We start from the raw sequence: 21,681 nt of genomic DNA, 5'->3' as shown, positions 1-21,681 counted from the left end.
GCCGCCTGAATCGAGGACCAGGGTCACGCTGGCCGGCCGGCGCGCGCTGTCGTCGGCAACCCGGCCGCCCAGGTCTGCGCAGCCTCGACCTCGGCGGCCGAGATCGGGCCGAGTTCCTCGTCGAGTTCCAGCAGGTAGGCGTCGAGCGCGGCGATCTTGGCCCGACGATCGAGTTCTTCGGCAAGAGCGGCAGCGGCAAGTTTCGACACGTTCAGGCCCGCTTCACGCGCCTGCTCGATCAGGTTGTCCGGAACCGTGATGTTGACGCGAGACATGCGCATACCATACACATTTTTGAGGCGTGGGGTGACATCAGTCGACGCGAAGGGCCCGTTCGGCGAGGGACATCCGCACCCGCTCCTGTTCCAGCCGGACGGAGGGGCCGAAGGCATCGGTGACCAGGGCGGCGTACAGCGCGCTCTCCTCCGGGGTGAGCCGGTCCAGTCGTTCGGCGGTGGGACTGGGCTCCTGCACCCACTGGGTCCGGTGCGCCAGCAGCGTCGCCTGGTCCATCAGTATCGACCGGGTATGCGGAAAGGCCGCGCGCAGCCGGTCGAGGATGGCGAGGCCGTGGGTGTCGATGTCCCCCCAGTACCGGAGGTCGACATCGGCCAGCCAGGTCAGCGGGGTGAGCCGGCGGGCTGCGTAGCCCCCACCCAAGAGCACAGCGGTGCGGGGCCGGGGTGGCAGCGCCAGGTAGGTGATCTCGTTCTCCACGACGATCACGGTGTCGGCGCCGACGGGCGCGTGCGCCAGCTCCTCGACGCGGACGGCGATCTCGCTGAACGGCCCGGCGTGCTCCGGCGGCAGCCGGAGGCGGAGATGGTCGGGCTTGCTCCGGAAACCGAACCGGCCGGCGAAGTCCGACCGGGGGCGGGTGGCGTCGATCCGCGCCGGCGCCAGCTGCGATTCCAGCAGGTCGGCGAGCAGGCCGCGGTGGGTCTCCACGAACTTGGTGTCGACTCCGGGCACGTCGATCTCCCGCAGGTAGCTGCCCGGGCGGGCCTGCTGGTCGATCCAGAGCACCGTGGTGACCAGCCGGTCCCAGTCCTCACCCGCGGCGAGCACCCGCATCGGGGAGCGGGTCATCCACTCGACCAGCGCAGGCGCCAGGTCGCGCGCGGATGCCAGCCGGGCGTCGAAGGTATCGACATCGCGCCAGACGCCGAGGACGGAGATCAGCTCGTCCCAGCTGTCGATGGCCACGCGGGACGGCAGCCGGTTGACCCCGATCAACCGCCCCCCGATCGACGCCTCCACGACCCGGGCGCCGCGGGGCGCCGCCGTCCAGCCCGTGCGCCAGGCCCGGACGTCGTCGAACCGGTCGCCGATGTCACGGGGCCCGGGCCCGCGGATCGGCAGGTCCAACGGCTCGAACGGCAGGCCGGCGGCGTGAGCGCTGAGAGAGTCGCCACGGTCCCAGCGACGCCGCAGCTGGTCGCGAACGTCTGACCACGTCGTCCACTCGCTGCGCCTGCGGCCCGGCCCGGAGGTTCCCCGTGTCGCGCTGCCCGCCATGTCAGCCCGCGTCGCCGGCGGCCCGGCTCAGCGCCTGCTGCTCGCGGTACTCCTCGATGGTCATGCTCTGCATCCGGGAGTAATTGCCGGTCGGGTTGTCGACGAACCCGACGGCGGCCACGTGCGGCTCGATGACGTGGATCTTCTGCAGCGGCGTGACGATGAGCAGTTGCAGGCCGAGCCGGGTGAACAGGGTGAGGGCGAACCGGGTGGACTCGTCGGAGCCGCGGCCGAATGCCTCGTCGATGACGACGAAGCGAAAGGTCTTCGACCGGGCGGCGGCCGGGTCGAGGCGGAACTGGTAGGCCAGCGAGGCGGCCAGGATGGTGTAGGCGAGCTTCTCCTTCTGCCCGCCGGACTTGCCGCCGGAGTCGCTGTAGGTCTCGTACTCGGTGTCGTCCTCCCGCCAGCGTTCGGAGGCGGTGAAGACGAACCAGTTGCGGACGTCGGTGACGAAACGCGACCAGTTCCGGTCGACGTCGCCGTGTCCCGGCCGGCCGCGGAGGCGTTCGACGATGGCCTGTACCTGCAGGAAGCGCTGTTCGGAGTACTGGTCGTCGCCGTCCGCGAGGGCGTCGTCGGTGCAGGCGCGCAGGTCGCGCTTGAAGTCCTTGATCTCGGGGTGCGGGGTGAGTTGCGTGTCCAGCCGGATGTAGCGGCCGGGGTTGTAGTCGATGCCGACGAGGGAGGCGTTGATCGTCGCGACCCGCTGGGAGATCAGCTCGGACCGCTTGTTCAGTTCGGCGAGGAACCCGGCGATGTCGCGGATGGTGTTCTCGTTCAGGTACCGCTTGAAGGTGGCTTCGAAGCGGGGCAGGTCGTCGCCGGTCAGCCGCTCGTGCAGCGCGCGGAACTCGCCGGCCGCGGCCACCGAGGCGTCCATCTCGCTGGTCTCGACGGGATGGTCGCTGATGAACTTCCCCATCGCCCGGACCAGCCGGGACTCCACGCCGGACTGGCGCTTGGCCCGATGGTCGCGGTCCTCGGTCAGCTGCCGGCGCAGCGCCTCCTCCAGACCGTCGACGCCTTCCACCGTGGTCGGTGCGGGGTGCGCCGCGGCGCGGCCGGCCAAGGCGTCCAGATGCTCGGCCGGCACGCTGCCGGCGTCCTCGAGCCGGGCGGCGACGGCGGTGGCGCGCTGCTCGGCGTCCGCCAGCTCGCTGCCGTGCCCGCCGCGTCGCTGCTGGCGCGCTGACAAGGCGTCGTCCGCCTCGGAGATGGCGGAGCGCACCCCGTCGAGCTCCCGGTCGACGCGCTGCAGCTCGCCCGACGCGGACAGCAGCCGCTCGCGCTCCGCGGTCAGATCGGCGATGCGCCGGACGACGGCCTGCCAGTCGAGCTCGGCCCAGTCGTCGAAGACGTCCAGCTTGCTCAACGTGCGGCCCCGCACGGCCGCGGTCCGGTAGGCGGCCTCGGACCGGGCGCGGTCGTCGGCCAGCCGGTTGAGCCGCTCCTGCAGCTGCTGGGCCTGGCTGAGCAGTGCCTCGATCTTCTCCGCGTTGCTCCAGCCGAGCACGTACGACCGGCGGTCGTCGATCCGGGTGGCGTCGTTCTTCTCGTGCCGGCCGCCGGATTCCTTGATCTGGCCGGCGCGGGTGAGGGCCTTCGGGGTGCGCTGGAACGCCTCGATGGAGTCGACGCACACGTGGTCGGCGCGGTGGGCCAGCTGCGCTTCCAGCCACGGCCGCACGGCGGAGTCCTTGATCTCCAGCTTGGCGGCGAGCGAGTCGGCGGACGGCAGTGCCGGCAGGGTTGGGGCGCGCGCGGCGACGCGGTAGTAGACCAGCCGGGTACGCAGGTCGTGGGCGTCGATCCAGCGCGAGACCGCGGGGTAGTGCTCGCCAGGGACGAGCAGCGACAGGGCGAACCCGCGCAGCAGGCGCTCGGCGGCACCCTCCCAGTCGCGGGAGGCCGCCCCGACCTGGATCAGCTCGCCGGCGAAGGGCAGCGCCGCCGCGGGAATGCCGAGCTCGGTGACCAGCCGCTGGCGCAGTTCCAGACTCTGCCGCGGAAGGCTGCTGGTGCGCTGGCGCAGGCTGGCCAGCTCGGCGCGGAGGTCGTCCGACTCGTCCTGCAGGCCGCGCGCGTCGACGGCGAGCTCGCGGAGCCGGTTCTGCGCCTCGGCGGCGTCGGACTCGGCGGCCGCGGTCGCGACTCGGACCTCGACCCGCCGGGCGCTGAAACCGTGCTCGTCGGCGACCGGGTCGAGGCCGGCGGCGGTGAGCAGGTCGGCGAAGGTGGCGGCCTTCTGCCGGCGGGTGTCGAGGGCGCGTTCCTCCGCGTCGACCAGTTCGTCGATGCGGGCCAGCCGGTCGCCGCCGTGCCCGGCACGCTCGACGATCAGCTCCCGCTCTCGCCTCCGGTGCCGGCCCAGGTCGTCGGTGAGCCGGGCGAGCTCCCGGTCGTCCTCGGCCACCGACTCGCGCAGGCACTCGATCCGGCGGGCGAGCAGGTCTGCCCGAAGCTGCGCGGTGTGCACCGGCAGGGCCTCGCGTTGAGCGTCGAGCGCGGCGATCTCGGCGCCGAGCCGGTCGTGGGCGTCGGCGTCGGCGAGCACCGGCCGCAGCTGGTCCAGTTGCGTGCGGGCGCGGACGACGGACTCGTGGGCGCGGGTGAGGTCGTCGAAGTGGGCGACGAGTCGGTCGATCCAGCCGGCGGCGTCGAAGGGTTCGAGCATGTGGCTGCGGACGAAACCGTTGAGGTCGCTGACCGCCTTCATCGACACCGTCTGGTGGAACAGCTCCAGCGCCTGCTCGGAGTCGATGCCGAGCCGGCGGCGGTAGTCGCGGCCGTAGTCGGGAAATGCGTTCTGCACCGAGATCCCGGTCTGGCCCCGCAGGCGACGCTTGAGGGCGGTGACGTCGGTGCCGAAGTCGGCGAAGTCGGCCGCGATGGTGAGGTCGCGGTCGGCGGTCACGTAGAAGCGGTCGGGCTGGCCGCCGTCGCCGTCCTTGAGCCAGAACACCTGCGCGAGGGTGATGGTGGTGTCGTAGCCGGGGTTGGTGAAGACGGCGAGCAGCACCGAGTAGGTGCTGCCCGCCCGCAGGCCGACGTGCCGGGTGGTGCCGGTCGCCTCGTTGCGCTCGGAGCGCCAGTGCCCCTGCACGTAGGACCGGAGACTGCGCTCGCGGGTGTCGGCGCCGGCGGCCTTGTTGTAGGAGATTCGCTGGGCCGGGAGCAGCAGGGTGGTGACGGCGTCGACGACGGTGGACTTGCCGGAGCCGATGTCGCCGGTGAGCAGGGTGTTGGCACCGCCGGCCCGCAGGGTCCACACCTTCTGGTCGAACGTGCCCCAGTTGAGCACCTCGAGGCGGTCGAGCCGGAAACCGGACGGCACCTCGGGTGGAGGAGTCTCGTCGGTGGCGAGGTGGACGGGCGTGGTCACGGTTGCGCCCCTTCCTCGGGCTCGGCGGCGGCATCGGGGTGGCGGAGCTGGGCGGCGTAGGCGGCCAGCCGGGTGTCGAAGTCGGCCAGCCACTGGGCGTCGACGAAGGCCTTGAGGATGCGGCGCACCTCGACCGCGCCGTCCGAACCCGGCACCCGGCGCAGGAAGCCGAGCTCGACGACCTTGGTGATGGACTGGTCGACCTGGTCGACGAGGCGGGCCTCGTTGCTGGTGCTGGGGAGGAACACGCGGAGCATCGCGACGATCTGCTCGCGGGTGAGGACCAGCCGGCTGCCGGCGTCCGTGGCGTCGAACTCGGCCAGCCGGCGGCGCAGCAGTGCGAGCAGCAGGCTGACGTGGAACGACAGCGAGCGGCGGGCGACCAGCCGGGGAACGGCGGACCCCGCCCGGGCGCCGTCGGTGCCCTCTGCGTCGTCGTCCCGCTGCCGGAGGAAGGCGTAGCCCTCGGCCTCGTCGATGACCGGGACCAGGCCGATGGTGGACATGTACTCGCGCAGCCGGCTCTGCAGGGGCAGCAGGTGGCGCCAGACCTGCTCGTGGGTGTCGCGGTAGATCACGCCCTTCATGAGCGAGGTGGCGACCAGCGGCAGGTCGAGCTCGGATCGGACGGGCGGTGCGGTCACATGCCACCTCCGGGCTGAAGTCGAGGACCGCTGCCGATGCTATGGAGGGAGTACGACAGAACCGCACGCAGCTCCGCGTGTCGACACGGCGACATATGCGTGCGCGAGGGGCAGTGCCGCCTCGCATCAGTAGAGATCGAAGGCAGCATGGATCGCTTCGGTCAGCGCTTCTTCCTGGTCCGGCAGCAGGAAGCCGATCTGGCGGCCGAGCGCCGTGCGCGGCACTGTGGTCACGTTGTCGCAGCTCACGACGCTCGGGTGGCTCAGCCCGTTGGCCGCGCCGACTGGCACCTCCGTCGACAGACCGCGGATCGTGTTCGTGATCGGCGCCACGCTCACGCGGGACAGGTGCGGCCGGACCAGTTCCCGGGTGAGCACGAGCACCGGACGACCCTTGTCCAGGCGGGCGACGTGGATCGGCCGCATCAGTCCAGGTCATCCATCCGGACGGTTGCGGCGAAGTCGGCGAGGGCGTCGAGGTCAGGATCATCGGGATCGGCGGCGAGGATCTCGACATCCCGCGCCGCCACTTCCCTGCGCCGCTCACGCTCGAGTGCACGAGTCACTACCGCAGCGCGGCTGGTCGCCCGTCCGTGCGCGACGAGAGTGTCGACGAAGTCGACGAGGTCGTCTGCCAGGCGTACGGCGATCTGCTTGCTCATCCCAGGATGGTACCGAATTGGGATGCAGGCCTGATACCACGTGGGCGCCGATGCGATCCTCACGTCGGCGCCGACTGCGGGAGCTCGGCGCGGCGGGCGTAGGTGAGCCGGGGAACGGTGGCCCGCCGGGTGCGGCCGTCGCTGTCGGTCCAGGCGACCTGCTCGGGGATGTCGTCGAAGACGACGTCGAAGGTGCCGTCGGTGAGGGAGAAGTAGGTGACCAGCTCCGCGAGGCCCTGCTCGAGCGGATGGTGGTTCAGGAGCGTGGCCAGGCCGACCTGTGGTCGCTGCAGCAGAGCGCGCCGCACGTGCGCGGTGAGCGGTGCCGGGTCGACGTGCACCTGCCCGAACAGCGCGGTGGCGTCGAAGTCGTCGTCGCCGCTCTGCAGGTCGCTGCTGTCGACGGCGACCCGCGTCTGCGGCGTGTAGAGGGGACGTTCCATCGGCAGGACGACGGTCGGTGCCAGCGCGTCGATCTCGACGGTCACCTCGATGCGGCGTTCCCCGCGCAACTGGAGCGCGGAGGTCTCGATGCTGCGCAGGATGTCCATCACCCGCCGGTTCTCCAGCCAGACCCGGTCGTCGAGGTAGCGGCGCAGCTGTTCCGACAGCGTGCGCACGGTGGTCTGGGTGCGTTCGCCGGCGGCCAGCCACTCGTGGTGGACGGCGCGCAGGCGGTCGTCGCCGTCGGCGAGGGCGGGCAGCTCGTGCACCCGGCGCAGCAGGTCGGTGAGCTCCTCCTGGCGGGTGGGGGAGAGCAGGAAGTCGTAGAAGGCGTGGAAGCTCTTGCCCTGGTCGGAGTCGGCGATGCTGGCCCGGCCGTCGACCACCTGCTCGAGCAGGCCGCCCTTGGCGCCGTCCCAGGTGGTGATCTGCTCGCGCAGGTCGCGGTCGAGCGCCCGGAAGTTGCCTTCGACTTCGCGGAAGTCGGCCAGCAGCTCGCGCGCGGTGCCGGCGAACTGCTGATACCGGTCGCGCTGGGCGGACGGGTCCATGACGTCGACCTCGCCGCGGCGGACGCGCTCGATCTCGTCGTCGATCTCCTGCCTGCGACGCTCCAGCTCGGCGAGGCGGGTGTCTGGATCGGCCTCGGCGCCGTAGACCATCTGGCGCAGCAGGTCGACGACGGTGTTGAGCCGGGACTCGGTGCCGACGAAGCTGCGGGCCCGTAGGGAGGTGCACCAGGCGACCGCCTTCTCGGCGGCGGGGGTGGCGTCGAAGTGCGGCTCGTCGGAGCCGGCGAGGTAGTACTTGCGCAGCCAGCCGGCGTCGGGTGCCGCCCAGAAGTCGAGGTAGGCGCGCGCCGGTTTCGGGAACAGCGGTGGGTCGTGCCCCTCGTTCAGCGCATGGAGAACATCATCGAGCCGGTCGGCCAGCTCGCCGGCGGCGATGCCGCGGATGTTCCCCTCGACGAAGACCTGGTCGAGGAAGCTGATGATCAGCGGGGCGTGGTCGGCGCGGACCAGCCGCCACGCGGAGCTGTGCCGCTGCAGCGCGGCGACGTCGTCGTAGTGCATGTCCACCTCTCCAGTGCCGGACCCGCCGCCGATGCTAGGGAGGACCACTGACGGAACCGGGTCCCGGTCGGCGCCGGCTCGGTGACGTTCACGCACGCGTATCGATGACCTGCAGATCACCGTCGGCGAGCGTCAGGACGGCGGCACCAGCGGGTGACCCAGCCTCAGCAACGCGGCCCGGGCCTTGACTTCGCCGGCGGGCTCGATGAGCAGGTGCCGCTCGCCGATCCGCGTGCACAGCCCGCGGAGGGTCCGGTCCGTGGTCAGCAGGGTGGCCGTCTGGGCGTCGTCGCACTCCACGACCCGGTGGAACCCGAGGTCGCGCACCCGCCGGAGCCGCACCTCGACGTCGTCCAGCAACGTCTGCACGGCAGGTGGCACGCCGTGGATCGCCCGGTCGGCCAGGAAGCCGGCCAGTTCGTGAGGTGAGCGGCCCGCGTCGGCTGCGGCGAGCAGGCTCGCCGCGGATAGCGTCCACACCCGGTCGGAGCCGCGGGTGGCGAAGGCGTCGAGGACGAGGCGGTCGGCCGCGGGCACGTCGCCGAGGGCGACCACGTCGAGGTTCGGCAGCACTTCGAGCCCGCGCTCGGCCGCCGCCGGCGCGTACGCCGGCGTCAGCCCGGTGGCGTAGGCACCGAGAGCGGTCAGGCGGACGGCGCCGAGCCCGGCGTAGCGGCTCAGCGCGTCGAGCCAGTCGGCGCCCCAGATGTGCCGGAAGTCGTCGCGCACCTGCGCCGGAGCCACGTACTCGACGTCGATCAACCCGAGTGTCGCGGCGTACTCGAACAGCACCGCGAGCACGTAGCGGCCCTCCAGGACCCGGAAGTCGTGGTAGCCGTCGTAGCCGAGGCTGCCGTACTCCGCGTCGACGATGTAGAGCATCCACAGCGCCCGCTCCGACCGGGCGACGGTCAGCCGGTGCTCGTGGCGGCGCAGCGTGGTGAAGGGGCCGTCGATGCCCGTCCACTCCCCGGGCGGGCAATGGCGAAGAGCCGCCGTCGCCGCCTCCCGGCGCGAACCGGCCGCGCTGAGCACCCCGGCGGACTTCTGGCCCTTGATCTGGTCCACCCGGCTGAGCTCGTCGATCGGTGCGTGTCGGGGCCAGCGCTGCCAGATGTCGCGGATGACCTCGTGTGCCTGCTGCCCGAGGGCACGCCGCCCCTTGGGGGTCAGCGCGAGGCGGGAGTCGTCCAGCCGGGCCAGCCCGCCGGCCTGGAGCAGCAGCGGCCACGCGAAGGCGGCGATCGCATCGTCCGGATAGATGTCGCCGGCGACGAGCACGTCGGCCACGGCGCGCACCGTGGTGGCCGACGGCCGGGCCGTCTTCGCGCTGCATTGCAGGCGCCCGGCTTGGCAGAGCCGGAGGACGGCGGCGAGGTTGGCCAGCCCCTCCGGCTCGGTGTTCCGGACGACGGGCTCGTCGGTGGCCCCAGAGTCGAGGTGGCCCGCGTTCACGTGCGCTGGTCCAGGAGCCGGTCGCGGGCCGCCGCCATGCCGGCCCGGTGCTCTCCGGTGAGGTAGTCCGGGGACCCGAGGTGGCCGTCGCCGTAGGCGTATCTCTCTGGCTCCACGCCGATGGCCTTCAGCAGCGCCTTGGCCGGCGGCGCGGGGGAGCCTGTCGACCCGAGGCAGCTGGTCAGCTGCTTCACGGTGAGCCGGCGGTCGCGGAACAGGTGGTTGGCGGTGGCGACGATCCAGCAGACGGCCGCGGCGGATCCCTCCGGCCGGCCGCGGCGGAGGAAGAGCTCGGGGTCGGCCGCGGCCACCCGGGCCAGCAGTCGGCGGGCGGCGGTGCGCAGCTCGGCGTCAAGCAGCTCGTCGCAGCAGCGGTCGACCAGGTCGAGCGCCGCGCCGAGCCGCGGGCGGATGTCGCCCGGCACCTGGTCCCAGTCGAACGGCTCGTCGGGCAGCGGCTTGCCGTCGAGCGCGGCCAGCGCGTCGCGGCCACCGACCGCCTCGGCCAGGTCCTCCAGCGGGTCGAACCCGCTCAGCAGGTCGTCTGTCGCAGGCCAGGGCCCGTCGGGATCGAGCGCGCCCATACGGGCCAGCAGCGCGGCCGGCCCCTGGGGGCGCGGCGTGCGGATCGTCGTCTGGTATTCGCCCTCGAGCTCGTCGACCGCCGCCAGGGTCTCGGCGGTGAGTTCCGCCCGGATGCCGCGCTCGGCGTGGCAGAACCGGAGAAAGGCGCGGAGCAGCTCGGGCGCCTGGGTCAGGTAGGGCACGTCGGCGACGATCGTCCGGGGGATCCAGTCGATCAACAGGATCTCGACGGCCACCGGGCTCCAGCGCAGCGGATCGCCAGGGCCGTAGTCGGTGCCGAACCACAGCAGCGACTCCAGCAGGCTCCGCCGGTCGGCATCGTCGAGCCGGGCTCCGAAGGGCGACGAGAAGAAGCGGTCCGCCAAAGCCTGCCGGGCGTCGTCCGGCCAAACCGGTCGCACGTAGCCGGTGCCCCCGGCGGGCAGCAGGCCGACCATCCACTCGACCAGGGGACGGCAGGCCGGCCAGGTGTCGGTCTCGATCGGCGGGAACGTGATGCGGCTCAGTTCGATCGCCTCGGCGATGCGGGCCCGGGCATCGGCGGGAGCCAGATCGGTCAGCACCGTGTCGAGCTCGTCGGCGGCCTCCGCGCGCATCATGTCGACCAGCTCGGTCAGGGCGCCAGGGGACACGAGGGCGTCCTTCACCAGGGTGCCGAGGTTGTGGTCGACGTAGGCCGCGGCGCACAACTGGTGGCCACCGGGCAGCAGCACGCCGACGACGAGGTTCTCGCCGTCGCCGAGCACGTGACGCATCTCGAACGCTCGCTCCACCGGCTCGGCGCCGTCGAGGTCGGGGAGCCAGCGGGGCAGCACGTGCTCCCGGGCGGCGATCTCCCGCCGGACCTCGTGGCGCAGGACCTCGTCGCCGGCAAGACCGGACAATGCGGCGAGCAGGGCCGACGTCTCCACCTCCTCGATGGCGAAGAAAGCCTGGAGGAGCTCGTCGAGCCGCGGCATCGACGGTTTGTCCCGCCGCCCCAGCGAGGCGCGCTCGTCGAAGCTCGCCAGCAGCGTGCTGGCCAGCCCGAGCAGCGCCAGCGGCTCGTCGGTAGCCAGTGCCGCGGTGACGTCGGCCAGCGGGTCGTGGAGGACCGGCTGCCGCGCCGGGGCTCGGGACCGGCCGTGCGGCCGGTCCTTCGTGGGGCGGCGCGGCTTGCGGGGGTGGGAGCACTTGCTCATCCGGATCAGGCCAGAGCCAGAGGACGACGAAGAGGGACGCCCCTCGGGCGTCCAGCCACCGAGTCGGTACAAGGGGTCTCACACCCGCCCTGCGCGCGTCGACCGGGCCGCGGACACCGTCGCGCAGGAGGCGGTGGCGCCGTGTTGCGGACCCGGTTCCGCCTCGGCGGGGGCGCGTCAGCCCGGGGAGGTCACGAGGAGGTCGCCGGCGCGCCCTGGGTGATCACCCGGGGGACGATCTCGGCGCCCGCGGCACCGGCGACGGCGCAGCCGAGCACCACCGCCCAGGAGAGCGGGTCCAGCGGCGTGCAGCCGAAGAACTGACTGAGGCCCGGGACCTGCACGGTGCCGACCAGCACGGCGAGCGACCCCGCCACGGTGGCCAGCACCAGCGGGCTCCGCCGTCCCGACCACGCCGTCTGGGCCAGCTGGGTGGCGATCAGCGCGGCCAGGCCCATCGTGCTCGCCCGGCCGGGGAGGATCCCGGTGACCCGGCCGGCGGCCCAGGCGGCGGTGGCGCCGCTCGCGGTCGCCGCGCCCCGCACCAGCACCATCCGGCGGACCTCCCGGGTGAACCCGCGGTGCGGCCCGGCGAGCAGCACCGCGGCAAGGGGGTGCCCGGCCAGCGGGCCGTCGTCGTGGCCGTTGCCGTTGCTCGACCGGGGTGCGGCGACCGCGACGGCCAGCGCCGGGAACATGTCGGTGAGCAGGTTGACCAGCAGCAGCTGCCGGGTGCCCAGCGGCGCCCGGCCGCCGACGGCGGTGCCCAGCACCGTGAAGGTCACCTCGCCGGCGTTGCCGCCGACGAGGATCGACACCGCGTCGCGGACGCGCGACCACATGGCCCGGCCCTCGGCGATCGCGTCGACCAGCCGGGTGAGGTCGGAGTCGGTGAGCACCAGGTCGGCGGCGGTGCGGGCGGCCGGCGACTCGGCGCCCTCCACGCCGACGCCGACGTCGGCCAGCCGGATCGCCGCGGCGTCGTTCACCCCGTCGCCGGTCATCGCCAGCGTCGCCCCGGCCCGGCGCAGCGCGCCCACCAGCAGCACCTTCTGCTCCGGGGTGAGCCGGGCGAAGACCGAGTTCTCCGCGACCAGGCGGGCCCGCTCGTCCTCCGAGGCGCGCGCGAGCTGCGTGCCGGTGACCACCCTGTCGGCGTCGGGAACCCCGGCCTGGGCGGCGATGGCGCCGGCGGTCTCGGGGTGGTCGCCGGTGGCGATCACCACCCGGACGCCGGATGCGCGCAGCTGCTCGACGGCGCGGACCGACGACTCGCGCAGCGTGTCGGCCAGCCCGACCAGCCCGCGCAGGGTCAGCCCGGTGGCGGCCTCGTCGAGGTCGTCGGGGGCGGCGTCGACCGCCCGGTCGGCGACGGCGAGCACCCGCAGCCCGTCGGCGGCGAGCTCCTGGATGCGGTCGCGCAGGTCGGGGGCGTCGGCGCAGCGGTGCAGCACGACCTCGGGTGCGCCCTTGATCACCAGCCGGCCGTCGCGCACCCCGGCGGAGAACCCGCGCCCGGCCGCGAAGGGCAGGCTCGCGTCGGGTAGCTGGTCGTACGCGTCGCCGGCGGCCTCGTGGACGGCGCGGTCGGTCTCATGGGAGCGGTGGTCGCCGCTGCCCATGCCGGCGGCGGCCAGCCGGAGCAGGTCGTCCTCGGTTCCGCCGTCCAGCGGCACCAGCCGGGCGACCCGCAGCCGGTTCTCGGTGAGCGTGCCGGTCTTGTCGAAGCAGACGGTGTCGACCCGGCCGAGCGCCTCGAGCACCCGGGCGCTGCGCACCACCGCACCGCGCCGGGAGAGCCGCCGGGCGGCCGCCTGCTGGGCGACGGTGGCGACCAGCGGCAGCCCCTCCGGCACCGCGGCGACCGCGATGGCCACCCCGGCGGCGACCGCCTCGCGCAGCGGGCGGCCCCACAGCACCCCGAGGAGGGTGACCGCCCCGCCGCCGGCGAGGGTGAGCGGGAGAACGGCGCTGGTCAGCTCGGCCAGCCGGGCCTGGACGCCGGCCGGGGGAGCGGCGCCACCGGCGGCACGGGACGCCCGCCCGGCCTGGGTCGCCTGCCCGACCGCGACGACGACGGCCCGCCCGTTCCCGGCGACCACCGTGGTGCCGTCGAACAGCATGCAGGTGCGGTCGGCGACCACGGCCCCCGGCGTCGCGTCGACCGACTTGGCGACGGACAGCGACTCACCGGTGAGGCCGGACTCGTCGACCTCCAGGTCCGATACCTCCAGCAGCCGGGCGTCCGCGGTCACGAGGTCACCGGGCCGGACGTGGACGACGTCGCCGACGCGGAGCTCGGCCGCGGGCACCTCCTCGGGTTCCCCGCTGTCGGTCTCGCGGCGGGCGGTGCGGTCCTGCTCGAGCAGCAGCGCCTCCAGCGCCGTCTCCGCCCGGAGCCGCTGCAAGCCGCTGACCAGCGCGTTGACCACGGTGACCCCGCCGACCAGTACGGCGTCGGTGAACTCGCCCAGGACCGCCGTGGCCGCCGCCCCGGTGGCCAGCACGGGGGTGAGCGGGTCGGCGAGCTCGGCGGCGACGGTGCGCGCGAAGCGGGCCGGGGTGCGGAGGGCCTTCGGTGCGGGCTTGCGGGTGCCGTCCGGCTCGGGTGCGGCGTCGGCCAGCCGGCGCAGCACCTCGTCGGCGTCCAGGGCATGCCACGGCGTGTGCACGGTCGGTGCCGGGACGGGGCGGCGGCTCACCCGGACGGCGGTCCAGGTGCCGACCGTCATGGTGCTCACCGTGGCCCACTTGCCCGGCGTGGTGGCCCGCCGCTGGCCGCGCCGGGGGCTGCCGACGGCGGCGAGCAGCCCGCCCAGGACGTTGCCGGTCAGCGCGGTGCGGACCGCCTGCCGGCTGACCGCCTTGGCGGCGGAGGTGGCGGCGACGATGCGGCAGGCGTCCGCGAGGCCGGACCCGGTGATCAGGTCGGCGCCCCAGGCGGGTGCGCGGCCGTCGAGGACGGGAGCGACGGCGACGTCGGCGGCCAGCAGCGCCGGCCCGTCGGTGGACGAGACCAGCAGGACGCCGTGCCCGTCGGACTGCAGTCGCCGGACCGTGTCCACCAGGTGCTCGTCCGGTGGCGGGTTCTCGTGGGCCGCGCCGGCGATCTCGCCGGTGCTCACGTGCGGGGTGAGCACCAGCCGGCAGCCCGCATCGACGGTGGTGCTGAGGAGCGCCTCGGCGTGCGGGTCGAGCCCGGCGCCGAGGACGACCGTGCCCACCCGGCGGCGGCCCTGCAGCAGCGACCGCAGCTCGCCGCCGGGGGAGTCGTCCGAGGTGCGCGGCGGGCCGAGCCGGAGCGTGCCGTCGTCGTCGTCCGTGCTGCCTCCGCCGAGCAGCCGCGTGGCGGCGGTCCAGACGGCGGCGTGGTCCCACCCGTCGGCCTCCCCGGTGGCCTCGACGACCTCCGGCGGCCCGGTGCAGAGCGCGCCGGCGTCGACGACGACGGTGTCGATCCGGTCGAGCCGGCGGTAGGCGGAGCCGTCCATCGGCAGCACGCCCCGGCGGGAGAGCAGCAGGCCGAGCGAGGCGGCGAAGGACTCGCGGCCCTGCGTGGCGGCCTTGGCGGTGAGCGCCTTGAACAGGTCGGCGGAGCGGCCAGGGCGGCCGGTCAGCGGCAGCAGGGCGAGCGCCGCGGCGAACTCCGTGGGGCCGAGCCGGTCGAGGTAGGTCTCGACGGGGCCGCGGGGGAGGGGAGCGGGGCGCGGCCCGGGTGGTGGTTGCGGCTCGGTGTCGTCGTCCGGTTCCGGCAGGCAGAGCTCCCGCTCGCGGCGGCACCACACCTGGCGCCGGGCGCGCACCTCCAGGGCCCGCTGGATCGCGGCGGCGGCGTTGAGCCCCGGCACGGTCGGGCTCTGGGTGAGCGAGTGCAGCAGCGCGGAGGTGGCGTCGAAGACCAGGTCGGTGCCGACCGGGCCGATGCGGCCGGAGATGGCCTGCTTCAGCCACCGCTGGGAGTCCAGCAGCGCCATGAGCAGCGTGGCGTGCCGCGTGAGGGCCGGGACGGGCAGGTACCTGGCGGCGGTGGCCACCCCGTACGCCGCGGTGTCGATCGCGGCGGAGACGGCGGCGGCCAGCAGCGGCTCGAGGTCGGCCGGGTGGTCGGGGCGCTGCGGGAAGACGTGCTTCCCTCCACGGGCCTGCTCGATCTCGGTGACGACGCCGATGACCTCGTCGGGGGTGATCCGGCGGTCGTCGACGGCGAGCAGCACCCGGCCGACGACGTCGTTGACCGTGGCCCACTCGACGCCCTCGAGGCGCTCCAGGTGCCGGCGCAGGCTGCGCCGGGCCTCGGGCGTCTCGTCGTCGGCGGGGGTCTCCACCTCGATCTGCAGCCGGCCGTGGTCTGCCCAGACCCGCCGGGTGGAGCGGGTCTCCGGCGGCTCGAGCATCCCCTTGGCCGCGTCGAGCAGGTCGTGCAGGTGGCCGCCGGGGAGCGGGTCGGCACCGGTGACGATCGTCCCGACCGCCCGGGCGCCGGAGACGACGGCGCGGCGGGTCAGCTCGACCGAGCCGCCGGCGAGGTCCGCGCCGGTACGGGCGACCTTCCGCGGAACCCCGGACCCGACCAGCAGACCGGCACCGGCCAGCACCGGGACGGCGGCCAGTGCGGCCACCTCGGTGGCCAGGCGCGTGGCCTCGTGCGCGGCCCTGCGGGCCGAGCCGAGCCGGTGCAGCAGAGCCATGGAACCCCCGTGTGGCGACGGTCACCACGAACGGTACGACGGAACCCGGCCGATGGCAGGTCCCGCCGCCGACGTCCCCCGTCAGGTGAGGAAGCCGCGCAGCAGGGCCGCGGTGCCGGCCAGGTGCTCGGCCATGCCCGATCGGGCGCCTGCCGGGTCGCCGGCCAGGATGGCGGTGACGACGGCCGCGTGCTGGCGGTCCGAGTGCTCGATGTTCGGGGGCAGCAGCGGAATGGCGTCCAGCAGCTCGTTGACCCGGGTGCGGACGTCCGCGACGGCCGTCGTCAGCGACGGGGAGCCGGCCACCTCGGCCACCGCGAGGTGCAGGCGCGAGTCCAGCCTGCGGTAGTCGGCGGGTCCGGCGCCGGTGCACCCGGCGAGCAGCCCGGTGAGGTGTCCGCGGTCCGCGCGCGTCAGCGGTCGGGCCGCGGCGGCCTCGGCCGCGCCGGCCTCGAGCACGAGCCGGAACTGCAGGACGTCCTCGAGGTCCGCCGCCGGGCGGCTCCTGGCGGGGCGGGGCCGTGCACCCGCCGGCGGCGCCGCCACGACGAACGTCCCGCCGTAGCGTCCACGCCGGGATTCCAGGTAGCCGGCGGACTGCAGGGTCGCGACCGCCTCCCGCAGCGTCGCGCGGCTCACCCCGAGCCGCGGGGCGAGCTCCCGGCCGGGCGGCAGCCGGCCTCCCGGCGCGACGACGCCGAGCCGGAGCGCCTGGAGCAGCCGCTCCACCGTCTCCTCGAAGGCGTTGCCACCCCGGATCGGGCGGAACACGGCCTCGTCGGCGCCGCGGCCGGGCTCCTCGTCGGCCGCCGGTCGCGGGGCCGCCAGTGGTTCCACGGAAGGTTCCCGGCCGGGGTCAGTCGCCCGCGAGTTCGGCCTCGGCCCGCCCGATCGCCTCGAACTCCTCCTCGGGGGCGTCGGCCACGAGCCGGTGCCGGCTGTAGAACCAGAAGTAGGCCAGCGCCGCCAGGAAGATCAGCGCGGTGATGCCGGCGGCCTTCTCGTCGACGAAGAACGTGGCCACGACGGCGGCAGCGGCGAGGACCAGGGCGGTCCCGGTGGTGGCGACGCCGCCGGGGGTGCGGTAGGGCCGGTGCAGGTCCGGCTCCCGCTTCCGCAGCACGATGTGCGACAGCATCATGAGCACGTAGGACACCGTCGCGCCGAACACCGCGATGTTGATCAGCAGTGCGCCGTCCTGGGTGATCGCGGCGAGCAGGAAGCCGATCAGCCCGGGGACGATCAGGGCCAGGTGGGGCGTCTTCCGGGAACTGGTGCGGGACAGCCAGCGCGGCAGGTAGCCGGCCCGCGAGAGCGCGAAGAGCTGCCGCGAGTAGGCGAACACGATGGAGAAGAAGCTCGCCACCAGGCCGGCGAGCCCGGCGTAGTTGACGAAGTCCGCCAGCCAGGTGTTGCCGCCGTAGGCCTCGCGCAGGGCGAGGGGCAGGGGGTTGTCCGACTCCGCGATCGCCGCCGCACCGGCCCCGCCGGGCGCCGTGACCAGCATGAGCGCTGCGGTGACCAGCAGGATCATCATCGCCGCGACGATGCCGCGGGGCATGTCCCGCTTCGGGTCGCGCGCCTCCTCCGCCGCGAGGGGCACCCCCTCGACGGCGAGGAAGAACCAGATGCCGTAGACGAAGGCGGCGAGCACCCCGGCGAAGCCGAACGGGAGGAAGGCGCTCGCGCCGGCGGCCGCGGTGGGCTCGATGTCGAACAGGTTGTCGATGTCGAACTGCGGCAGCATCCCGATGACGAAGACCGCCAGGGCGACGACCGCGATCGCGGTGATGCCGAACATCAGCCGCAGCGCCTCGCCGACGCCGTACAGGTGCACCCCGACGAAGATGGCGTAGCAGACCAGGTAGACCGGCCAGCCGCTGGTCAGCCCGAAGAGGCCGAGTGCCTCGACGTAGCCGCCGATGAACACGACGATGGCGGCCGGCGCGATCACGTACTCGATGAGGATCGCCGTGCCGGTGGCGAAGCCGCCCAGCGGGCCCAGCGCCCGGCGGGCGAAGCCGTAGCCGGCGCCGGCGACCGGCAGCGTCGAGGCGAGCTCGGCCAGGCCGAACACCATGGCCGTGTACATCACCGCCATGAGGACGGTGGCGATCAGCAGACCGCCCCAGCCGCCCTCGGCGAGGCCGAAGTTCCAGCCGGCGAAGTCGCCGGAGATCACGTAGGCGACGCCCAGCCCGGCCAGGAGCACCCACCCGGCGGCGCCGCCCCGCAGTTGCCGCTGCTGCAGATAATCTGCGCCCACCCGCTCGTACTCGGCACCGTGGATCTGGCGGCGATCGGCCATGCCGGCCTCCATGCTCGGGCCCGCCCAGCGGCGGGCTTTGGGCTTCACCTGGACCTTTGGGTGGATCGGTGGCGCGAAGAGTGGCCGTGCGCACCGGCGCTGTCAAGCGGGTGCGGCGTCGTCCCGCGGGATCGGTGTCCCGGCCTGACCTGCGACAGGAACGGGGAGCGGCCGATCCGGGAGCCGTTGACGCCGGGCCGGTCGGACGTGTTGCATCTGCGCCCAATGGACTCGTGCTGATCCCTTGCAGGCGCCCGCCGTCCGCACGGTGATGAGCGCATCGCCCGAGGAGGCGACGTGGAGCGACCCCCCGCACCGCTGTCGGTGGACGAGTTGCGCAGGCTCGTCGAGCACGGCGACGTCGACACCGTGCTCGTGGCCATGACCGACATGCAGGGCCGGCTGCAGGGCAAGCGCTGCGGTGCGCGGTACTTCATGGAGGAGGTGCTGCCGCACGGCGCCGAGGCCTGCAACTACCTGCTCGCCGTCGACGTCGAGATGAACACGGTCCCCGGCTACGCCATGACCTCCTGGGAGTCCGGCTACGGCGACTTCGCGCTGAGCCCCGATACCTCGACGCTGCGGGTGGTGCCGTGGCACCAGGGGACCGCGCTGGTGCTGTGCGACGTCGAGTGGCTGGACGGCCGGCCGGTCGCGCCGTCCCCCCGGCAGGTGCTGCGGCGGCAGCTGGACCGGCTGGCCGAGTACGGCCTCGCCGCGTACGTGGGCACGGAGCTCGAGTTCTTCACCTTCAGCACCAGCTACGAGGAGGCCTGGCGCCGCGGCTACCGCGACCTCGAGCCGGCCAACCAGTACAACGTCGACTACTCCCTGGTCGGCACCGGCCGCATCGACGGGCTGCTGCGCGGCATCACCCGCGGCATGACCGGGGCCGGCCTGTACGTCGAGTCGGTCAAGGGCGAGTGCAACCTCGGCCAGCACGAGATCGCCTTCCGGTACAGCGACGCGCTGAGCACCTGCGACAACCACACGGTCTACAAGACCGGCGCCAAGGAGATCGCGGCGCAGCACGGCATGAGCCTGAGCTTCATGGCCAAGTTCGACGAGCGCGAGGGCAACTCCTGCCACATCCACCTGAGCCTGCGGGGCTCGGACGGCCGCTCCGCGATGGCCGGGGACGGGGCGTACGGCTTCTCGCCGCTGATGGAGCACTTCCTGGCCGGCCAGCTGGCCTGCCTGGGCGAGCTGACGGCGCTGCTGGCCCCGAACGTGAACTCCTACAAGCGGTTCGCGGAGGGCAGCTTCGCGCCCACCGCGGTGGCGTGGGGAGTGGACAACCGCACATGTTCGCTGCGCGTCGTCGGGCACGGCGAGTCGCTGCGGTTCGAGAACCGCCTGCCCGGTGGCGACGTCAACCCCTACCTCGCGGTCGCGGCGCTGATCGCGGCCGGGCTGCACGGGCTGGAGAACCGGCTGCCGCTGGAGGAGCCGGTCACCGGGAACGCCTACACGTCGGGCAAGCCGCGGGTGCCCTCGACGCTGCGGGACGCGGCCGACCGGCTGGCGGCCAGCGAGATGGCCGTGCAGGCGTTCGGCGAGGAGGTCGTGCAGCACTACGTGCACGCCGCCCGCACCGAGGTGGCCGCCTTCGATGCCGCGGTGACGGACTGGGAGCGGGTTCGTGGCTTCGAACGGCTCTGAGTCCGGAGGGGGGCGTCGTCCCCGGATCGGGGTGACCACCTACCTCCAGAACGCCCGCCACGGGGTCTGGGACCACGAGGCCGCGGTGCTGCCGCGCTCCTACGTCGACGTCGTCGTCCAGGTCGGTGGCTCGCCGTTGCTGCTCCCGCCGGTGGACGAGGTCGATCCCGACGTCATCGGCGTGCTCGACGGCCTGGTGCTCAGCGGCGGCGGCGACGTCGACCCGGCGCGCTACGGCGCCGAGCCGCACCCGCGGACGGGTGGCACGTCCGCCGTCCGTGACCGGGCGGAGGAGACGCTGCTGCGGGCGGCGCTCGCCGCCGGCGTCCCCGTGCTCGGGGTGTGCCGCGGCATGCAGGTGCTGAACGTCGCGCTGGGCGGCACGCTGGTGCAGCACCTGCCCGACGTCGTCGGCCACGAGGGGCACCAGCCGGCGCCGGCGACGTTCGGGAGGACGCGGGTGCGGCTCGACGAGGGCAGCCTGCTCGGCGGCGTGTTCGGCGCCGAGACCGAGGTGCGGTGCTACCACCACCAGGCGGTGGACGTGCTGTCGCCGGAGCTGGTGGCGGTCGGCCGGGCGGGCGACGGGACGCTGGAGGCCGTCGAGCTGCGCGGGCCGCGGTTCGCCGTCGGTGTGCAGTGGCACCCCGAGGTGGACGGCGACGACTGCCGGCTGTTCCAGGCCCTGGTGAACGCTGCTTCTGGAAGGACGACGTGACGACGATCCAGCTGGTCAACCCGGCCGACGAGACGCCGCTGCAGGAGGTGGCGCTGACGTCGGCGGAGGAGGCCGATCACGCGATCGAGCGCGCTGCTGCTGCCCACGCGTCGTGGCGGAAGGTGGCGCCGGCGGACCGGGCGCGGCTGCTGCGCCGCTTCGCGGCCGCGGTGGACGCCGACGTGGAGGGGCTCGCCGCGCTGGAGGTGCGCAACTCCGGCCACCCGATCGGTGCCGCGCGGTGGGAGGCGGGGCACGTCCGCGACGTCCTGGAGTACTACGCGGCGGCGCCGGAGCGGCTGTTCGGCCGGCAGATCCCGGTGGCCGGCGGCGTGGACGTCACGTTCCAGGAGCCCCTGGGGGTCGTCGGCGTGATCGTGCCGTGGAACTTCCCGATGCCGATCGCGGCGTGGGGGTTCGCGCCGGCGCTGGCCGCGGGCAACTGCGTGGTGCTCAAGCCGGCCGAGCTGACGCCGCTGACGGCGCTCCGGCTGGCCGAACTGGCGCGGGACGCCGGCATCCCGGAGGGCGTCTTCCAGGTGCTGCCGGGGCAGGGCTCCGTCGTCGGCCGGCGCTTCGTCGACAACCCGCTGGTGCGTAAGGTGTCGTTCACCGGCTCGACGGCGGTGGGCAAGCAGGTGATGGCCGGCTGCGCCGCGCAGGTCAAGCGGGTGACGCTGGAGCTCGGTGGCAAGAGCGCCAACATCGTGTTCGCCGACGCCGACCTGGAGAAAGCGGCGGCCACGGCGCCGTACGGCGTCTTCGACAACGCGGGGCAGGACTGCTGCTCGCGGTCGCGGATCCTGGTCGAGCGGTCGGTGTTCGACCGGTTCCTGTCGTTGATGGAGCCGGCGGTGACCGGCCTGCGGGTGGGGGACCCGGCGGATCCGTCCACCGAGATGGGGCCGCTGATCTCCGCCGAGCACCGGGCCAAGGTGGCGTCGTACGTGACCTCGGATGCAGAGGTCGCGTTCCGGGGGAGTGCGCCGTCCGGACCCGGTTTCTGGTTCCCGCCGACGGTGCTGACGCCGGCCCCGGGGGATTCGGTGCTACGCGAGGAGGTGTTCGGGCCGGTCGTGGCGGTGGTGCCCTTCGACGACGAGGACGACGCCGTCCGCATCGCCAACGACTCGGAGTACGGGCTGTCCGGGTCGATCTGGACGCGGGACGTCGGCCGCGCGTTCCGGGTGTCGCGGGGCGTGGAGGCCGGCAACCTGTCGGTCAACTCGCACTCGTCGGTGCGCTACGGGACGCCGTTCGGCGGCTTCAAGCAGTCGGGGCTGGGCCGGGAGCTCGGGCCCGACGCGCTCGCGGCCTTCACCGAGACCAAGAACGTCTTTCTCGCCACGGAGGAGTAG

15 protein-coding genes are annotated in these 21,681 nt (G+C 73.7%); 3 read left to right on the top strand and 12 right to left on the bottom strand.

Going from position 1 to position 21,681, the window contains the following annotated elements:
• Positions 1-23 precede the first annotated feature (23 nt).
• The 12 genes from BLASA_RS16110 to eat form a co-directional block, all read right to left on the bottom strand.
• Positions 24-275 (bottom strand): type II toxin-antitoxin system CcdA family antitoxin, encoded by a 252-nt coding sequence (locus BLASA_RS16110; RefSeq protein WP_197536232.1) that lies wholly within the window; start codon positions 273-275, stop codon positions 24-26.
• Positions 276-312: 37 nt separating this feature from the next.
• A complete protein-coding gene (locus BLASA_RS16105; RefSeq protein WP_014377272.1) occupies positions 313-1,518 on the bottom strand; it encodes a DUF3322 domain-containing protein in 1,206 nt (401 codons plus the stop codon).
• 1 nt (position 1,519) lies between these two features.
• Complete coding sequence (locus BLASA_RS16100; protein WP_014377271.1) at positions 1,520-4,903, bottom strand: ATP-binding protein; 3,384 nt, start codon at positions 4,901-4,903, stop codon at positions 1,520-1,522.
• Positions 4,900-5,547 (bottom strand): DUF4194 domain-containing protein, encoded by a 648-nt coding sequence (locus BLASA_RS16095; RefSeq protein ID WP_014377270.1) that lies wholly within the window; start codon positions 5,545-5,547, stop codon positions 4,900-4,902. The genes BLASA_RS16100 and BLASA_RS16095 overlap by 4 nt, the downstream gene beginning before the upstream one ends.
• Positions 5,548-5,673: 126 nt before the next feature.
• The gene (locus tag BLASA_RS16090; RefSeq protein WP_014377269.1) at positions 5,674-5,973 is read right to left on the bottom strand and encodes a type II toxin-antitoxin system PemK/MazF family toxin; all 300 of its coding nucleotides are present in this window, start codon (positions 5,971-5,973) and stop codon (positions 5,674-5,676) included.
• Complete coding sequence (locus BLASA_RS16085; RefSeq protein WP_014377268.1) at positions 5,973-6,209, bottom strand: hypothetical protein; 237 nt, start codon at positions 6,207-6,209, stop codon at positions 5,973-5,975. Before BLASA_RS16085 ends, BLASA_RS16090 begins: the two co-directional genes overlap by 1 nt.
• Positions 6,210-6,268: 59 nt before the next feature.
• Complete coding sequence (locus BLASA_RS16080; protein WP_014377267.1) at positions 6,269-7,726, bottom strand: DUF3375 domain-containing protein; 1,458 nt, start codon at positions 7,724-7,726, stop codon at positions 6,269-6,271.
• 132 nt (positions 7,727-7,858) lie between these two features.
• Positions 7,859-9,181 (bottom strand): helicase-associated domain-containing protein, encoded by a 1,323-nt coding sequence (locus tag BLASA_RS16075; protein ID WP_014377266.1) that lies wholly within the window; start codon positions 9,179-9,181, stop codon positions 7,859-7,861.
• A complete protein-coding gene (locus BLASA_RS16070; protein ID WP_014377265.1) occupies positions 9,178-10,947 on the bottom strand; it encodes a DUF6398 domain-containing protein in 1,770 nt (589 codons plus the stop codon). The genes BLASA_RS16075 and BLASA_RS16070 overlap by 4 nt, the downstream gene beginning before the upstream one ends.
• Positions 10,948-11,138: 191 nt before the next feature.
• Positions 11,139-15,635: a cation-translocating P-type ATPase gene (locus BLASA_RS16065; protein WP_014377264.1), complete on the bottom strand. Its 4,497-nt coding sequence runs from the start codon at positions 15,633-15,635 to the stop codon at positions 11,139-11,141.
• An 81-nt stretch (positions 15,636-15,716) separates the two neighbouring features.
• Positions 15,717-16,472 (bottom strand): FadR/GntR family transcriptional regulator, encoded by a 756-nt coding sequence (locus BLASA_RS16060; RefSeq protein ID WP_014377263.1) that lies wholly within the window; start codon positions 16,470-16,472, stop codon positions 15,717-15,719.
• 19 nt (positions 16,473-16,491) lie between these two features.
• A complete protein-coding gene (eat, locus tag BLASA_RS16055) occupies positions 16,492-17,943 on the bottom strand; it encodes an ethanolamine permease (protein WP_014377262.1) in 1,452 nt (483 codons plus the stop codon).
• A 297-nt stretch (positions 17,944-18,240) separates the two neighbouring features.
• Here eat and BLASA_RS16050 point away from each other — a divergent pair, with 297 nt between their 5' ends.
• Genes BLASA_RS16050 through BLASA_RS16040 form a run of 3 tightly spaced genes read left to right on the top strand, consistent with a single transcriptional unit; the run spans position 18,241 to position 21,681 of the window.
• Entirely contained in the window at positions 18,241-19,605 is a 1,365-nt protein-coding gene (locus BLASA_RS16050) for a glutamine synthetase family protein (protein WP_014377261.1), read from the top strand.
• A 31-nt stretch (positions 19,606-19,636) separates the two neighbouring features.
• On the top strand, positions 19,637-20,323 hold the full coding sequence (locus BLASA_RS16045; RefSeq protein WP_014377260.1) for a gamma-glutamyl-gamma-aminobutyrate hydrolase family protein: 687 nt from the start codon (positions 19,637-19,639) through the stop codon (positions 20,321-20,323).
• Positions 20,320-21,681: an aldehyde dehydrogenase family protein gene (locus BLASA_RS16040; RefSeq protein WP_014377259.1), complete on the top strand. Its 1,362-nt coding sequence runs from the start codon at positions 20,320-20,322 to the stop codon at positions 21,679-21,681. Before BLASA_RS16045 ends, BLASA_RS16040 begins: the two co-directional genes overlap by 4 nt.

Origin of the sequence: Blastococcus saxobsidens DD2, from assembly GCF_000284015.1 — a bacterium.
Classification (GTDB): Bacteria; Actinomycetota; Actinomycetes; order Mycobacteriales; family Geodermatophilaceae; genus Blastococcus; species Blastococcus saxobsidens_A.
The sequence above is the reverse complement of the archived record's forward strand: the minus strand, read 5'-3'. Positions and strand labels throughout refer to the sequence as shown.

Excerpts from the sequence above, each read along its gene's own strand:
- BLASA_RS16110 (WP_197536232.1), bottom strand. The coding sequence starts at position 275 with ATGTCTCGCGTCAACATCACGGTTCCGGACAACCTGATCGAGCAGGCG.
- BLASA_RS16105 (WP_014377272.1), bottom strand. The coding sequence starts at position 1,518 with ATGGCGGGCAGCGCGACACGGGGAACCTCCGGGCCGGGCCGCAGGCGC.
- BLASA_RS16065 (WP_014377264.1), bottom strand. The coding sequence starts at position 15,635 with ATGGCTCTGCTGCACCGGCTCGGCTCGGCCCGCAGGGCCGCGCACGAG.
- BLASA_RS16070 (WP_014377265.1), bottom strand. The coding sequence starts at position 10,947 with ATGAGCAAGTGCTCCCACCCCCGCAAGCCGCGCCGCCCCACGAAGGAC.
- BLASA_RS16080 (WP_014377267.1), bottom strand. The coding sequence starts at position 7,726 with ATGCACTACGACGACGTCGCCGCGCTGCAGCGGCACAGCTCCGCGTGG.
- eat (WP_014377262.1), bottom strand. The coding sequence starts at position 17,943 with ATGGCCGATCGCCGCCAGATCCACGGTGCCGAGTACGAGCGGGTGGGC.
- BLASA_RS16085 (WP_014377268.1), bottom strand. The coding sequence starts at position 6,209 with ATGAGCAAGCAGATCGCCGTACGCCTGGCAGACGACCTCGTCGACTTC.
- BLASA_RS16090 (WP_014377269.1), bottom strand. The coding sequence starts at position 5,973 with ATGCGGCCGATCCACGTCGCCCGCCTGGACAAGGGTCGTCCGGTGCTC.